We start from the raw sequence: 14,355 nt of genomic DNA, 5'->3' as shown, positions 1-14,355 counted from the left end.
GCGGAGGCTGGCGCCCCCTGCCGGATCAATCGAACAGCGAGCTAACCGAGCTTTCGTCGGCGATACGGCGCACCGCTTCGCCAATCAGCGGAGCGATGGTGAGGATGCGGATCTTGTCCGATGCCTCGGCCGCTTCGGTCGGTCGGATCGAGTTGGTGATCACCAGCTCTTTCAGCTTGGACCCGTCGACGCGCGCAACCGCGCCGCCCGACAGCACGCCGTGCGTGATATAGGCCGCGACGCTCGCAGCGCCCTGGTCCAGCAGAGCTTCGGCCGCATTGCACAGCGTGCCGCCCGAATCGACGATGTCGTCGATCAGGATGCAGTGGCGACCGGTCACGTCACCGATGATGTTCATCACTTCGGATTCGCCCGGGCGATCGCGGCGCTTGTCGACGATGGCGAGCGGAGCGTTGTCGAGCCGCTTGGCCAGCGCGCGTGCGCGCACAACGCCGCCGACGTCGGGGCTGACGACCATCAGGTCCTGGTCGCCGTAACGCGCCTGAATGTCCGCCGCCATGACAGGCGCGGCATAAAGGTTATCGGTCGGGATATCGAAGAAGCCCTGGATCTGGCCTGCGTGCAGGTCGACTGCAAGCACGCGGTCGGCTCCTGCCTCGGTGATCAAATTGGCCACCAGCTTGGCCGAAATTGGCGTGCGCGGTCCGGGCTTCCGGTCCTGCCGGGCATAACCGAAATAGGGAACGACGGCAGTGATGCGCTTGGCCGATGCACGGCGCAGCGCGTCGATGCAGATCAGCAGTTCCATCAGATTGTCGTTTGCCGGGAAGTTCGTTGGCTGGACGATGAACACGTCCTCGCCGCGCACGTTCTCGTGGATTTCGACGAACACTTCCTCGTCCGAGAACCGCCGGACGCTGGCGTCGGTCAGCGGCATCTCGAGATAGGCTGCGACCGCACGGGCGAGAGGCAGGTTCGAATTGCCGGACATGATCTTCATTGGAAGCGAATCCCTGACTGCAGCTGTTGCCCCCGCCTAGACGAGAGTCATGCGATTGCAACAGACCGCGTGGGCCAGTTTTGGACAGGAAGCAGCAAAAAGTGTCGCGGATGGATCAGCCGCGACCACTTTGCGGTCAGGCGACGCGGTGTTCGCCCTTGATCCAGCGCACGGTGCCCGAGCTTGCACGCATCACGACGCTTTCGGTCGTCATCAGCCCGCCGCGCTTGCGCTTCACGCCTTCGAGCAGCGAACCTGAGGTCACGCCGGTCGCTGCGAAGATGCAGTCGCCCTTTGCTAGCTCCTCGAGCTTGTAGATGCGGTCGAAATCCTCGTCCGGAATGCCCCATTTGCGGGCGCGGGCCTTTTCATCCTCGTTGCGGAAGACGAGACGGCCGTTGAACTGGCCGCCGACGCAGCGCAGCGCCGCTGCGGCAAGCACGCCTTCAGGCGCGCCGCCCTGGCCCATGTACATGTCGATCGTGGTGTCTTCGTCGGTTACCGCGATGACGCCGGCAACGTCGCCGTCTCCGATCAGGACGACGCCGCAACCGATGCCGCGCAGTTCGGCGATCAGGTCTGCATGGCGCGGACGATCGAGGACGCAGACGATGATTTCGGAAGGTTCGACACCCTTGGCGGCAGCAACCGCCTTGACGTTTTCTGTCGGGCTCTTGGCGAGGTCGATGATCCCTTCGGGATAGCCGGGGCCAACCGCCAGCTTGTCCATATAGGTGTCGGGCGCGTTCAGGAGGCAGCCTTCTTCGGCAGCGGCGAGCACGGCCAGCGCGTTCGGACCGGCCTTCGCCGTGATCGTAGTGCCTTCCAGCGGATCGAGCGCGATGTCGATCTTGGGGCCCTTGCCCGGCGCGCCGCCGACTTTTTCCCCGATGTAGAGCATCGGCGCTTCGTCGCGTTCGCCCTCGCCGATGACGACGGTGCCATCCATGTAGAGCTCGTCGAAAGCCTTGCGCATCGCTTCGACAGCGGCGGCATCGGCGGCCTTTTCGTCGCCGCGTCCGACAAGCTGCGAGGCAGCGACTGCCGCAGCTTCGGTCACGCGGACCATTTCGAGAACCAGCACCCGGTCGAGCGCGTCACTGGACTTTGGCTTCTTTGCAAGGATATCGGTGTTCATCGGTGATTCAGTCCCCTCCTGTGAGGTGAGGCGCGCTTAGACCGATGGAGGCAGGCTTGTCGAGCATGGCAGTGACCAGGACCAGAATCAGTGCCCTGGTTTTCCTTGTCGCAGCCGCTTTGGTCGGCGCGAATCCAGCCTCGGCGCAAGGATCGGAAACGCGCGCGGCGGACGGTTCTACCTCGATCGACATCCTCGCGACCATCGACGACATGTATGGCCCCCAGCCGCCGATGGAGGATTGCTCTGCGGAAGAAGAAGCCGCGATTCTCTCGGGCGAGATCATCGTCTGCCGCCGGCAACAGGACCAGAGGCAGTTTCGCGGTGTGACATCGGACGAGGCGCACAAGCGCTATGCCCGTGAAACGATGAACAAGGGCAACCCGCAGACGCCCGACGTCGCGGGCGAGGGCATTTTCAAGGGGCCGGCCACCGTCGGCGGGTTGTGCCTGATACCGCCCTGCCCGAAAGAACCGGCGCTGATGATCGACGTGACCGCATTGCCCAAGGCGCCTCCCGGGTCGGATGCGGACCGCATTGCCCGCGGCCTGCCCCCGCTCGGCCAGGACGACATTTCTCCGGAAGAGATCGAACGCGCTCGCCGCGAAGTCCTGGGCCTCCCTCCGAGGGAGCGGCCCGCCGGCAGCGCTAGTCCCGCAACAGCGGCAGCACCAGCGGCGGAGCCGTAAGGCTTTCCGAACCGTCGAGCAGGTCGAGCGCCTCGCGAATGCAGCGCTCGGGCCCTTCGTGCGTGACCATGGCCACCAGCACTTCGTCGCCTTCGTCCGCGCGACCTTTCTGGATCAGGCTTTCGATGGAAACGCCCGCATCGCGCATTGCTGCGGTAATCTCTGCCAGCACGCCGGGCCGGTCGGCGACGGTGAAGCGGATGTAGGTCCGCTCCATCCGGTGACCCGGTTCATGCGGCGCCATCGCGACAAGCTGGGCCACGGGAATCGAGAACGGCGCACCGACCTCGTCACGGGCGATATCGATGATGTCGGCGACCACTGCGCTGGCCGTGGGACCATCGCCTGCACCCGCGCCCTGGAACAGCAGCCTGCCCGAGAAATTGCCTTCTGCGACGACCGCATTGGTCGGCCCGTCGACGCTCGCCAGCGGGTGGTCCTTGGAAACGAGGCACGGGCGAACACGCTGGAGGAGCTGCGGCGCACCGTTCGCGTCTTCCTCTACATCGGTCATCGCGATGAGGCGGATGACGAAGCCCAGCGCCTCTGCCTGCGCGATATCGGCAGCCTTGACCCGGGTGATGCCGGTGGTCCGCACGGATTCGAAATCGATCCGGGCGCCAAAGCCGATTGCGGCAAGGATCGCGAGCTTGTGCGCCGCATCGATACCTTCGATGTCGAAGGTCGGGTCGGCCTCCGCATATCCAAGCCGCTGCGCATCGGCGAGCACTTCGCCGAAATCCGCGCCGGTGTCCTCCATTGTCGAGAGGATGTAATTGCAGGTGCCGTTGAGGATGCCGTAGATCCGCTCGAGCGCATTGGCGGATGTGCCTTCCCTGAGGCCCTTCACCACCGGGATACCGCCTGCAACGGCGGCCTCGAACTTGAGCGCGGCTTCCTTCGCCTCGGCCATTTCGGCAAGGGCAATGCCGTGGTGCGCGATCATGGCCTTGTTTGCCGTGACCAGCGCCTTGCCCGCGTCGAGGGCCGACCGCGCCAGCGCCAGGGCCGGTCCGTCAGACCCGCCGACAAGTTCCACCACGACATCGACGTCGTCACGCTTCGCCAGCGCGGTCATGTCGTCTTCCCATGCATAGGGTGCAAGGTCGACACCGCGATCTTTGGTCCGGTCGCGGGCGCTGACAGCGGTTATCACGATGTCGCGCCCGGCCCGCGCGGAAATCAGCCGCGCATTGGTTTCGATCAGCCGGATGACACCGGCGCCGACGGTGCCGAGGCCGGCAAGCGCAATGCGAAGCGGTTCAGCCATGCGCCTTCTCCAGCGCGGGGAAACCGAAAGCTTCGCGAATGTGGTCGGGTATCGGCATCGACTGCCCCGTCGAAAGGTCGACGTGGACTGTCACGAGACTGATGGTCGCACGCAGGCTGCCATCCTCTGCCCCGTGCAGGGTAATCTTCTTTTCGAGGCTGGAATTACCGATTCGTTCGATCGTCAGCCGCCCTTCGATCATCTCTTCCAGCCGGATCGGCGCAAGGAAATCGATCTCGGCATGCCGCACGTGGAATTCCGAATCGATCGCCTTGCCCTGCGCGCGCAGGTCGATGAAGAATTCGGTGACGACGACATCGGCATATTCGAGATAGCGCGAATTGAAGACGACCGACTGCGGATCGACTTCTGCATAGCGCACGCGGAAACTGTGACGGAACGGATCGCTCATGGCGGTGCCCTAGCGCGCAGCACGGGCTTGAGGGAACCACTTTGTCTTGAGGCGGCGCTAGTTGCCCTTGGCTCGCCCCATGCCGACAATCAGTCCGCGCGGGCGAGCGTCCTCATGCAGGGGCCCAGCGAACCCAGCACCAGCGCATAGTCACGCTCTGCCGCGCTGCGGGATGCCGGGTCACGCGACAGGTTGGCGCTCGAAGGCAGGCGCCCCGGCAAGGCGCAGGCAAGCCGGTACCAAGCGATGGTGTCGCGCTGCGGCGGGCGGGCCGCCTGGTCGATGATCTCACCCCACGAAACGCCCCATGACGGCTCGCGCCCCGGCCGGTGCAGCACCGTGAGCGAAACCGGCGAACGATCCGCCGTTTCGAGGAAGATCTGGGTTTCCGATTCGCCCACGAGGTTTCCGGGCACGGACAAGGCGTCCCGCACACCGGTTACGACAGGCGGCGAATCGGCCGCGACCAGCGCAGCAATGATGGGGCGCGCGCGCGCCTCCAGTTCCGCGCTGTATGCCAGCTGGGCTTCTGGCCGAACGAGGCGCAGTTCGCCGGGACGACCGGGGACGAGCCTTGCGAAAAGGAGGACCTCCTGCTTGCGCAGTTTGGGCGCGCGGCCCTTCGAATCGCGCGGCACGTCGACGAGATAGCGCAGGGATTCGCCGACCGCAGCAGGGCCGGAAATCAGCGAAAGAGTGCGCGCCTCGATAAACAGGCGGACATGGCCGGGCGCGAGACCGGGCGAACGTTCCGGTTCGACCTCTATCTGCTTGCGAATCTGGGCGCGGATGACGACTTCCGAAGCGTCGGCGAGGTCGGCAATATCGGCGTATGACACCGATTGTACACTCGAGTTTACCGGCTCTTGCGCCAGCGATCCGGCAGCCGGAACGGCCAGCAGGGAAGCTGCGATCGCAAGCGATACGGGACGTTTCAAACCTTTGAAAATCAAGAGCTCTACCTTCGAGAATAATTATGCGCGAGAACACTGTCTCGGGAACGATTCTGGCTTGCCGACGGTTCCAGACCACAAGCGCTGAATCGGCCCTTAACCGATAAAGCGTTTGCCTGAGTAGGGCTTGCCGGTTAAAGCGAGCGCCGGATTGAATGACGTTGGGGACATTTCAGGTCACAATCCAGCAAGCCACCCGACAGGCTTGGTTGGCGAGCGTACCGAGCGGTGCCCGCCACTCGGCCAGGGAGGAAGATTTGAGTGACGCCCGTCCCGCAGGCATCTGCTTGCGGTTGGGTTTTTTCGGGCCTCCGCCCGGATTGTAAGATGGAGAGAAAGCGACTGGATGGCCTACGCTGACCAACAAATGAGCGGCAATCGCGTTGTTGCTCTGATCATCGTGGCGTTGATTCATGTGGGTATCGGCTACGTACTCATCAGCGGGCTCGCCTATCAGGCAGCCAAGAAAGTTGTTGAACGCGTAACTACCGTCGATATCGAAGAACCACCGCCCCCAGAGGAACCGGACGAACCGCCGCCGCCGCCGCCGGAGCAGACTGCTCCTCCGCCGCCGGTTGCACCGCCGCCGCCGATCAATATCGCGCCGGCACCCCCACCGATCCGCACCCAGCCGACTATTCCGCCGCCTGCGCCGCCCGCTTTGGTCGTGCCGCCGCCGGCAGCCCCGGCACCGCCGCCCCCGCCGCCTTCCAAGGCACGTGGTGCGACGCCGGACGGTCAAGGCCGCTGGGCCCGCCGTATCCAGGAAAACTATCCTTCCCGCGCACTGCGTGAAGAAACCCAGGGTACGGTTGGCGTTTCGGTCACGATCGATGGCAGTGGCCGCGTTTCCGGTTGCCGCGTCACGCGTTCGAGCGGGTCGAGCATCCTGGACGAGGCAGCGTGTGAAGGGATGCAGCGTTACGCACGCTTCAACCCGGCTCTCGATGCTGCTGGCAACCCGACTTCGGGAAGCTACTCGACTGCGATTACATACCGCCTGAACTAGGTAACAACGAAATCCGGGCCCCGGTCGGAGATGGACAAATTCCGGGTCTCACGGGGACAATGAATTAAGAGGACTATTCGCAATGATTATCCAAACTCTTGCTGCTGCTGCAGGTGAAGCGGGTCCGAAGACCCAGTTCGGCTTCATGGAAGCCATGGAACAGGGCGGTATTATCGCCTGGTCGATTCTGGCCGTTCTGGTCATTATGTCGGTCGGTTCGTTCTACATCCTGATCACGAAGCTCCTCGAGCAGAACAAGATCATGCGCCAGTACAAGGGCGTACGCACCAGCTTCTGGCGCGCAGGCTCGCTCAAGGAAGGCGCTACCAAGCTCGAAAAGAACAGCGCATGGCGCCAGGTCGTCGACGATGCCAACAAGGCTAACGACGACGTTGCAAAGATGACCGACAGCCTTGAAGCTCACGATTACCTGCACGGTACGCTGAGCCGCTCGGAAGACCTCATCATGGCTCGCCTCAACGGTGGCCTGCCGTTCCTCGCAACCGTTGGTGCAACCGCACCGTTCGTCGGTCTGCTCGGTACGGTTATCGGTATCTACCGCGCCCTGATCAACATCGGCCTCGCCGGTTCGGCCTCGATCGACAAGGTCGCAGGTCCGGTCGGTGAAGCACTGATCATGACCGCCATCGGCCTGCTCGTCGCCGTTCCGGCCGTGCTTGCCTACAACTGGCTGCAGAGCCGCAACCGTCGTATCGCCGAGCTTCTGACTGGCTTCTCGACGGAAATCCTGGCCTACATCAGCTCGAACGGTGCGGTTAAGCCTGCCGTGACGGCTGCTCCGGCTGCGAAGACTGCGGCTCCGGCTGCTGCTCCGGCCAAGAAGGCCTGATCCGTTGATGTCGGGGGCGGCCCTGTGTCGCCCCCGCATCCGCAGTAATTAGCGAAGTTTTACGGATAGGATTTTACAATGGCGATTCAGATGGGAGGCGGGGCAGATACCCCCATGTCGGACATCAACACCACGCCACTCGTGGACGTGATGCTGGTGCTCCTGATCATCTTCCTCATCGCGGTGCCTGTGGCAATCCAGACCATCGAAAAGCTCCAGATCCCGGTTATGGAATCGGTCGAATCGAAGGATAAGGTCGAAAACCTTCTCCTCACCGTTTCCACCACCGATGCCGGCGGCCGTTCGGCCGGCGAACCGGGTTACGAGGGTGCATCGCGCGACGGCGAATGCCGCGTCTATTTCAACAACGTCACTCCGGTGTCGTCGGAAGAACTCTACGACCGCGCATTCGAACGTCTTGATGCCATCGTGCAGCGTGCAGGTGGTCCGGAAGCGATCATGGAAGATCCCGACCAGATCCCGCAGGTCCACATTCGCGGCGACGTGAATGCACCGTGGCGCTGCGTGGCTGGCGCAATCTACAACATCCAAGCGGCCGGTTACCCCACGGTCGGCTTCATCTCCAACCCGGTCGAACCTGGCGTTTGATCGGGGCTGGTAGAGAGAGACAGGAGTAAACACCCATGGCAATGTCAGGCGGCAAGGATGATGGCGCGCCGATGATGGAAATGAACATGACGCCGTTGATCGACGTCCTGCTCGTTCTGCTCATCATGTTCATCATCACCATCCCGGTTGCGACTCACTCGGTCGACATCGACCTGCCTTCGGCTGCAAACCCTCCGCCCGACGTGGTGGTGGAGCCGGTCAAGAACAAGCTTGTTCTGACGCAGGGCGGCGAGATCCTCTGGAATGCAGACCCGATCAACCAGGGCCAGCTCGTTTCGCTTCTTTCGGAAAGCGCAGCGATGAACCCGGAACCGGAACTGCAGTTCGAGCCGGAAGCTCTGGCGAGCTACGATCTCTCGGCCAAGGTGCTCAACATCATCAAGGCATCGGGCGTCACGAAGTTCGGCTTCGTCGGCAACGAGAAGTATCGCCAGTTCGGCGCAGCCGGTGGCGCTTCGCAGTAAGCGATACCGCACAGCGAATAATGGAAGAGGGGCGGAGCGATCCGCCCCTTTTTCTTTGCCCGCGTTGCGCGCGCTAACTGCCGCACTGTCGTGCAAAGGGCCTGGAAAAGCATCAACAACGACAGACACTTGCGCCTGATTATGTGATGGTATATCCTTCCACCATAAGCAGGAGAGAATGCCATTCCCTATTCTCGCAAAGCTCCGCGCGGTGCCCAGGCCCGCCCCATGTCGGACATGAACGTCACCCCGTTCATAGATGTCCTGCTGGTGCTGATCATCATGCTGATCATGGTCGTGCCACTGGCGACCCATTCGCTGGATATCCCGCTTCCGAGCGGCGAAGGCCGGCATGACGTATTGCAGGTCAACACCGTCCACATCGACGACAGGGACCGGCTGTATTGGAACGGCGAGGAGCTCGACCGGCAGGAACTGCTCAACCAGCTGGCGACTGCGGTCGATTCTCCGAACAGGCCCGAATTGCGTTTCGAGCCCGATGGCAACGCCAGCTACGACGTTTCGGCCAAGACGCTCGCGCTGATCAAGGATTCGGGTTCGGAAAACTTCGCCTTCGTCGGTAACCACCGATATCGCGACTTCGCCCGTTGAGGCGTTCCCGGATCCGCGCAGGCGTACCGACCCGTTCGGGCAGCCTGCGGCGACATAGCCAGTCCCGGCCTATCGTAACGCTCGGTCTCGCGCCATTCGCAGACGTGCTGCTCACCGTGACACTGGTCTTCGCTGCGCTCCGCCCGCCGGTCACTCATGCGCTCACCGTGGACCTGCCTCTGCCCAATCCCACGTATCTCGGCCCGCTGACGCCGAATGCGAACCGGCTTCATGTCAATGCAGACGGCCAGCTGCTGTGGAACTCCTATCCGGTGGATGATGCTCAGTTCGAGCTGATCTTGGCGCAGATCCGCGAGTTGTCGCCGCAACCGGTCCTGATGTTCGATCCGGCAGCCGATGCACCCTACGAGGTGGCGCTCGATGCCCTGTCCAAGATCCACCGGGCTGGCCTGGTCGACAACTGCTTCCGTTTCGACCACGTGTCCCGCTATCGCCGATACGAAGTCGAAACGCCCGACCAGCTCGTCCTTGCCGAACCTGTCGAGTGCACCATTCCCTAAGGCTACTGACCCGCCCTAATCCTCAATCGGTTCGATGTCCTCGATCCGCATCGCTTCACCGGCGAGTGTTTCCGCTTCGAGCAGCAGTTCGTCATCCACCGCGCCCTGCGGCACCGCCTCGCGCCCGATCATCGTCATCACCGGCACGGCCAGCGGACTGACCCGGTCAAGTTCGACATGCACCAGCTCGCGTTCCGAACGTTCGAGCAAGTCGCCCAGCCTGCCGACATCGGTCATGCGTGCACGGGCGTCGGCCCATGCCGCCTCAAGCAACACATGGTCAGGTTCGTATTTGCGCAGGACGTCATAGATCAGGTCGGTCGAGAAGGTGACCTGCTTGCCCGTCTTGCGCTTGCCCGGATGCTGGCGCTCGACCAGCCCGCTGATGACGGCGACTTCGCGGAAAGCGCGGCGCAGCAGGTGCGATTCCTGTACCCATTCGACGAATTCATGCGCCAGAATGTCCGGAGACAGCAGCGGCGCGGGATCATCGACCGGCTTTAGCCCCCACACCGCCAGCGAATAATCGTTCGCGACAAAGCCGCCGGGGAACAGGCCGCGATCCTCCATCCGCCGCGTGATGAGCATGCCCAGGCTCTGGTTCGCATTCCACCCTTCAAAGGTGTAATAGACCGCATAGTGTTTCTTCGCGTGCGGGAATGTCTCGACCAGCAGCATCCCCGGCCCCGGCATTTGGCTGCGCCAATCCTGCACCTCCAGCCATTCGCGCACATCGTCGGGAAAGCGGTTCCATCCTGCCCGATCGACCAGCATTTCGCGGACCCGGCCGGCGAGGTGCGTGGTGATCGGCAGGCGCTGCCCGCCATAGCTCGGGATGGTCGCCGACTGCTTCGCCGCACGCACGACCACATCCATGTCCTTGAGCTGTTCGACCTCGAGGCTCAGCCCTGCAAAGAAGAATGTGTCGCCCGGCGAAAGGGTCGCGGCAAAACGCTCTTCCACCTTGCCGAGATTGCGCCCATTGCGGAACCGCACGGTCAGCATCTCGCTGTCGACGATGATCCCGGCGTTCATCCTGTGGCGCGCGGCGTGCTCGGGGTGCGTAAGCCGCCAGACGCCCTGCTTGTCGCGCACGATGCGTTTGAACTTGTCATAGGCGCGAAGGGCATATCCGCCATTCTCGACGAAGCCGAGCACGCGCCGGAACTGCTCCTCTTCGACCCATGCATAGGACAGGGTGGAACGGATTTCGGCGAGCAGCTCGTCTTCCTGGAAAGGTCCGGCGCAGGCGCAGGCCATGATGTGCTGCGCCAGAACGTCCAGCCCGCCGTCGCGAAACTCCTCTCCGTCGCGCTGGCCTTCATCGACCGCATCCTTTGCCGCGGTCGCTTCGAGGAACTCGAACCTGTTTCCCGGCACGAGGATAGCGCGGCTCGGCTGGTCGAGCCGGTGGTTGGCGCGGCCAATGCGCTGCAACAGGCGCGAGGAGCCCTTGGGAGCGCCCATCTGCACCACGCAGTCGATATCGCCCCAGTCGACCCCAAGATCGAGGCTGGCTGTACAGACAAGCGCCCTCAGCTCGCCTCGCGCCATTGCTCCTTCGACCTTGCGGCGGGCCTCCTTGGCCAGGCTGCCGTGATGGATGCCGATCGGCAAATTGTCGTCGTTGATGTCCCACAGAAGCTGGAAGATGAATTCGGCGAGGAAGCGCGTGTTGGTGAAAACCAGCGTCGTGTTGTTCTTGCGAATCTCTTCATAGAGTTGCGGGATCGCCCAACGCCCGGCATGGCCGCCCCACGGAACGCGTTCCTCATCCGGCAGCAGGATTTCGACCTGCGGCTCTGCGCCCTTCTCCCCGTCCACCAGCTCGACCGCATCGATATCGCCCCAAGGCGCAAGCCATGCCCTGAACGCTTCCGGATCGGCGACCGTTGCCGATAGCGCCGCCCGCTGCATGTCTGGCGCGATCGCCTGCAGCCGCGTGAGAGCGAGCGCCAGCAGGTCGCCGCGCTTGCCCGTGGCAAAGGCGTGGACCTCATCGATGACGACGCGCTTTAGGCCGCGAAACATTTCCAGGCTGTCCGGGTATGAGAGCAGCAGCGACAGGCTTTCGGGCGTCGTCAGCAGGACGTGCGGCGGCTTCGTCCGCTGGCGCTTCTTGCGGTCGGACGGCGTGTCCCCGCTGCGCGTTTCTATCCGGATGGGAAGGCCCATCTCCTCGACCGGGGTGAGGAGATTGCGCTGCACGTCATGGGCGAGCGCCTTTAGCGGCGAGACATACAGCGTGCGCAGCCCGTCGGGCGGGCTTTCGCCAGCGAGGCGCGTCGGAGTGAAGTCCGCAAGCGTCGGCAGGAACCCGGCAAGCGTCTTGCCCGCGCCTGTATCGGCGACCAGCAGCGCATGTTGCCCCTTGTCGCTCGCCTCGAGCATTTCCGACTGGTGCCGCCTGACGCGCCAGCCGCGCCCGGCGAACCAGTCTGTAATCTCGGATGGGATTTGCGCGCTCACGCCGGCTCAACGCGCGACAGGGCGTTCGGGTGCCCTAGCGGCTGCGGCGCGCAAACAGGCCCGTCACTCGTCACCCGCTTCCTTCATCGCGTCGACGAATTCCATGTTCGCCTCGACCTCGTCCTGGTCGAGACCGGTAAGCGCGGAAATCCGCGATTTCTGCGACGCTGTCAGATCGCCCCAGCGGCGCGGGGCCGGCAGGTCTGCGGTGGCAGCGGTCATCTTGGCCTCCATCTCTCCGATTGACTCGAACATGGAAGGCAGGGCTTCCATGCTGGCGCCTAGGATCCGCGGATCGCTCGACATGGAGAAGCTCTTGCGAGCGAAGCTCAGGCCCGACGGGGTAGAGAAGAACGCGTCGATGTCCGCCAATTCGTTCGCGTTAAAATGGATGGCATAGGCTTCGCTCATCGCCTTGCGCATGGTCGGCTCCATGCGCGTCATCATGTCCTTCATCATTTCGGGCATCAGCTTGCCCATGACGGCATTGCGCTCGCGCCATGCTGGATCGAGAATTCCGGCGAGTTCCGCCGCCTGCTCCTCGGTCAGTTCCAGTTCCGAAGGATCGAGGCCGAGCTGGCGGGCGACGTCAGCCTCCGGATTGGAAGAAGCAAGCTCCATGATCGGGCCCATCATCTTGTCGAACATCGACCCCATCATGTCGCCCAGCGTGCCTTCGGGGATCATCTTTGCGACAATGCCCCGGGCGATCGGCAGACGCGCCTCTTGTTCGGCGGTCAACGGCTCGACCGGGAACATGGAACGCATCGCCTGCATCACGTCATCGTCCGGCATGGCGCTTTCCTGCGCGGCGACCGGCGTTGCAGCCAGCGAAAAGGCAGCGCCTGCTGCCAGAAGACCCTTGGAAATAAACTTCATCACCAGCTCCCGATTGCTCAGTGTCCGACGCTTTCGCCCCGCTCGAGGCCCGATAGCGCCAATTGTTCGTCGATCTGCGCCATCAGGCGATCGAGACCGTCCTTCGTGTCACTTTCAGCGCGCGCGACCAGCACATCCTGCGTGTTGGAGGCGCGCAGCAGCCACCAGCCGTCCGCAGTCGTCACGCGAACGCCATCGGTTGCGTTGACATCCTCGACACCCGGCCCCGGATTATCGGCGAGCCTTGCGCTAACCTCGTCGATCGCGGCGAACTTGCGGCTTTCATCGACCTGGAAACGCATTTCGGGGGTGTTCAGCATGTCGGGCATGTCGCCGCGCAGCTGCGTCACCGACTTGCCCAGCCTGGCCGAGGCCGCGATCAGCCTGACACCGGCGTAAAGCGCATCGTCGAAACCGTAATAGGTGTCGGCGAAAAACACGTGCCCACTCATTTCGCCAGCGAGCGGTGAACCTGTTTCTTTCATTTTGGACTTAATCAGCGAGTGGCCGGTCTTCCACATCAGCGGCTTCCCGCCGCATGCGCTCACATGGTCGAAAAGAGCCCGGCTGGCCTTTACGTCGGCGATGATCGTCGCATCCTTGCGGGTTCTGAGCAGGTCTTCGGCATAGATCATCAGCAATTGATCGCCCCAGATCACGCGCCCTTCGCCGTCGATCGCGCCGATCCTGTCGCCGTCCCCGTCGAAAGCCACTCCGAAATCGAGCTGCTTGTCCGCGACGAGAGCCTTCAGATCGGCAAGGTTGGCCTCGACAGTAGGATCAGGATGATGATTGGGAAAATTACCGTCGACTTCGGTGTAGAGAAGGTGGTGCTCGCCCGGCAGGCGGGCAGCGAGCGCTTCGAGTGCAGGCCCGGCAGCGCCATTGCCGGCGTCCCAGCCGACACGAAGGCTGACGAGGGCATCGGCATCGATCCCGGCCAGTCCTTCGAGCAGGCGCTCGACATACTCGCCCAGGATGTCGCGGCTTTCGACATCGCCGGTGCCATCGCTCCAGTCGCCGGCAGCGGACATTGTCCCGATGGTCTGGATGTCTTCCCCGAAGAAGGGGCGCCCCTGAAATACCATCTTGAAGCCGTTGTAATTGGCGGGATTGTGGCTGCCAGTTATCTGAATGCCGCCATGCACATCTTCGGCTGACGCCTCTGCGTAATACAGCATCGGGGTCGGCCCCATGCCCACGCGCACGACGTCGCAGCCGCTCGCGGTCAGTCCTTCGACCAGGGCATGTTCGAGCATCGGAGAGCTGACCCGCCCGTCATAGCCGACGGCGACTTTCGAACCCCCGGCCCGGCGCAGCAAGGTGGCAAAGCTGCGACCGATGGCGCGCGCATCGTCAGGCCCCAGGGTTTCGCCGATGATGCCGCGAATGTCGTATTCGCGTAGGACGGTGGAATCGAATTGATGCTTCATTGACTGCGGGGAACCTCTGATCGCGCCGATTGGCCGGGGAACAGGCCTTTAGTGGCCTGCCGTGC

Annotated in this window: 15 protein-coding genes; 7 read left to right on the top strand and 8 right to left on the bottom strand. The window is 63.1% G+C overall.

All coding sequences use genetic code 11. From position 1 onward, the window contains the following. Positions 1-25: 25 nt before the first annotated feature. Both AMC99_RS13120 and glpX read right to left on the bottom strand, forming a co-directional pair. Positions 26-961, bottom strand: coding sequence for a ribose-phosphate pyrophosphokinase (locus AMC99_RS13120; protein WP_061927212.1), 936 nt, complete (start codon positions 959-961; stop codon positions 26-28). 136 nt (positions 962-1,097) lie between these two features. Continuing rightward, positions 1,098-2,099 carry a class II fructose-bisphosphatase gene (gene glpX, locus AMC99_RS13115; RefSeq protein ID WP_061927210.1) on the bottom strand — a complete coding sequence of 334 codons (1,002 nt, stop codon included), beginning with the start codon at positions 2,097-2,099 and terminating at the stop codon, positions 1,098-1,100. A gap of 65 nt (positions 2,100-2,164) precedes the next feature. On the opposite strand from glpX, the gene AMC99_RS13110 reads away from it, so the two are divergent. Continuing rightward, positions 2,165-2,788 carry a hypothetical protein gene (locus AMC99_RS13110; protein ID WP_157058332.1) on the top strand — a complete coding sequence of 208 codons (624 nt, stop codon included), beginning with the start codon at positions 2,165-2,167 and terminating at the stop codon, positions 2,786-2,788. Here the strand turns inward: AMC99_RS13110 and AMC99_RS13105 are convergent. From AMC99_RS13105 to AMC99_RS13095, 3 genes are all read right to left on the bottom strand, one after another. Further along, entirely contained in the window at positions 2,748-4,058 is a 1,311-nt protein-coding gene (locus AMC99_RS13105) for a homoserine dehydrogenase (RefSeq protein ID WP_061927206.1), read from the bottom strand. The genes AMC99_RS13110 and AMC99_RS13105 overlap by 41 nt on opposite strands. Then, entirely contained in the window at positions 4,051-4,470 is a 420-nt protein-coding gene (locus tag AMC99_RS13100; protein ID WP_061927204.1) for an acyl-CoA thioesterase, read from the bottom strand. Before AMC99_RS13100 ends, AMC99_RS13105 begins: the two co-directional genes overlap by 8 nt. A gap of 89 nt (positions 4,471-4,559) precedes the next feature. Further along, positions 4,560-5,408: a hypothetical protein gene (locus tag AMC99_RS13095; RefSeq protein ID WP_061928055.1), complete on the bottom strand. Its 849-nt coding sequence runs from the start codon at positions 5,406-5,408 to the stop codon at positions 4,560-4,562. Positions 5,409-5,769: 361 nt separating this feature from the next. Between AMC99_RS13095 and AMC99_RS13090 the strand changes: the two genes are divergently transcribed. From AMC99_RS13090 to AMC99_RS13065, 6 genes are all read left to right on the top strand, one after another. After that, positions 5,770-6,432: an energy transducer TonB gene (locus AMC99_RS13090; protein ID WP_061927202.1), complete on the top strand. Its 663-nt coding sequence runs from the start codon at positions 5,770-5,772 to the stop codon at positions 6,430-6,432. An 82-nt stretch (positions 6,433-6,514) separates the two neighbouring features. Further along, positions 6,515-7,282, top strand: a complete 768-nt coding sequence (locus tag AMC99_RS13085) for a MotA/TolQ/ExbB proton channel family protein (protein ID WP_061927200.1) — start codon at positions 6,515-6,517, stop codon at positions 7,280-7,282. A 78-nt stretch (positions 7,283-7,360) separates the two neighbouring features. Further along, on the top strand, positions 7,361-7,891 hold the full coding sequence (locus tag AMC99_RS13080; protein ID WP_198143537.1) for an ExbD/TolR family protein: 531 nt from the start codon (positions 7,361-7,363) through the stop codon (positions 7,889-7,891). Between the two features lie 35 nt (positions 7,892-7,926). After that, entirely contained in the window at positions 7,927-8,376 is a 450-nt protein-coding gene (locus tag AMC99_RS13075; RefSeq protein WP_061927198.1) for an ExbD/TolR family protein, read from the top strand. A gap of 228 nt (positions 8,377-8,604) precedes the next feature. Continuing rightward, positions 8,605-8,988, top strand: a complete 384-nt coding sequence (locus tag AMC99_RS13070; protein ID WP_232301430.1) for an ExbD/TolR family protein — start codon at positions 8,605-8,607, stop codon at positions 8,986-8,988. Then, entirely contained in the window at positions 8,985-9,509 is a 525-nt protein-coding gene (locus AMC99_RS13065; protein ID WP_198143536.1) for an ExbD/TolR family protein, read from the top strand. The genes AMC99_RS13070 and AMC99_RS13065 overlap by 4 nt, the downstream gene beginning before the upstream one ends. Before the next feature lie 15 nt (positions 9,510-9,524). Here AMC99_RS13065 and AMC99_RS13060 read toward each other — a convergent pair whose 3' ends face one another. From AMC99_RS13060 to pgmG, 3 genes are all read right to left on the bottom strand, one after another. Further along, complete coding sequence (locus tag AMC99_RS13060; protein ID WP_061927194.1) at positions 9,525-11,978, bottom strand: ligase-associated DNA damage response DEXH box helicase; 2,454 nt, start codon at positions 11,976-11,978, stop codon at positions 9,525-9,527. A gap of 63 nt (positions 11,979-12,041) precedes the next feature. Beyond that, on the bottom strand, positions 12,042-12,857 hold the full coding sequence (locus AMC99_RS13055; RefSeq protein ID WP_061927192.1) for a DUF2059 domain-containing protein: 816 nt from the start codon (positions 12,855-12,857) through the stop codon (positions 12,042-12,044). A gap of 17 nt (positions 12,858-12,874) precedes the next feature. Continuing rightward, positions 12,875-14,290: a phosphoglucomutase/phosphomannomutase PgmG gene (pgmG, locus tag AMC99_RS13050; protein ID WP_061927190.1), complete on the bottom strand. Its 1,416-nt coding sequence runs from the start codon at positions 14,288-14,290 to the stop codon at positions 12,875-12,877. Positions 14,291-14,355 lie beyond the last annotated feature (65 nt).

The sequence above is a fragment of the Altererythrobacter epoxidivorans genome (assembly GCF_001281485.1).
In the GTDB taxonomy this organism is placed as follows: Bacteria; Pseudomonadota; Alphaproteobacteria; order Sphingomonadales; family Sphingomonadaceae; genus Erythrobacter; species Erythrobacter epoxidivorans.
This window is presented reverse-complemented; position numbering and strand designations above follow the sequence as displayed.

Bases quoted from the DNA above. Each gene is read 5' to 3' on its own strand.
- pgmG (WP_061927190.1), bottom strand. From the start codon at position 14,290: ATGAAGCATCAATTCGATTCCACCGTCCTACGCGAATACGACATTCGC.
- AMC99_RS13075 (WP_061927198.1), top strand. From the start codon at position 7,927: ATGGCAATGTCAGGCGGCAAGGATGATGGCGCGCCGATGATGGAAATG.
- AMC99_RS13110 (WP_157058332.1), top strand. From the start codon at position 2,165: ATGGCAGTGACCAGGACCAGAATCAGTGCCCTGGTTTTCCTTGTCGCA.
- AMC99_RS13105 (WP_061927206.1), bottom strand. From the start codon at position 4,058: ATGGCTGAACCGCTTCGCATTGCGCTTGCCGGCCTCGGCACCGTCGGC.
- AMC99_RS13085 (WP_061927200.1), top strand. From the start codon at position 6,515: ATGATTATCCAAACTCTTGCTGCTGCTGCAGGTGAAGCGGGTCCGAAG.
- glpX (WP_061927210.1), bottom strand. From the start codon at position 2,099: ATGAACACCGATATCCTTGCAAAGAAGCCAAAGTCCAGTGACGCGCTC.
- AMC99_RS13080 (WP_198143537.1), top strand. From the start codon at position 7,361: ATGGCGATTCAGATGGGAGGCGGGGCAGATACCCCCATGTCGGACATC.
- AMC99_RS13090 (WP_061927202.1), top strand. From the start codon at position 5,770: ATGGCCTACGCTGACCAACAAATGAGCGGCAATCGCGTTGTTGCTCTG.
- AMC99_RS13070 (WP_232301430.1), top strand. From the start codon at position 8,605: ATGTCGGACATGAACGTCACCCCGTTCATAGATGTCCTGCTGGTGCTG.
- AMC99_RS13100 (WP_061927204.1), bottom strand. From the start codon at position 4,470: ATGAGCGATCCGTTCCGTCACAGTTTCCGCGTGCGCTATGCAGAAGTC.
- AMC99_RS13055 (WP_061927192.1), bottom strand. From the start codon at position 12,857: ATGAAGTTTATTTCCAAGGGTCTTCTGGCAGCAGGCGCTGCCTTTTCG.
- AMC99_RS13120 (WP_061927212.1), bottom strand. From the start codon at position 961: ATGAAGATCATGTCCGGCAATTCGAACCTGCCTCTCGCCCGTGCGGTC.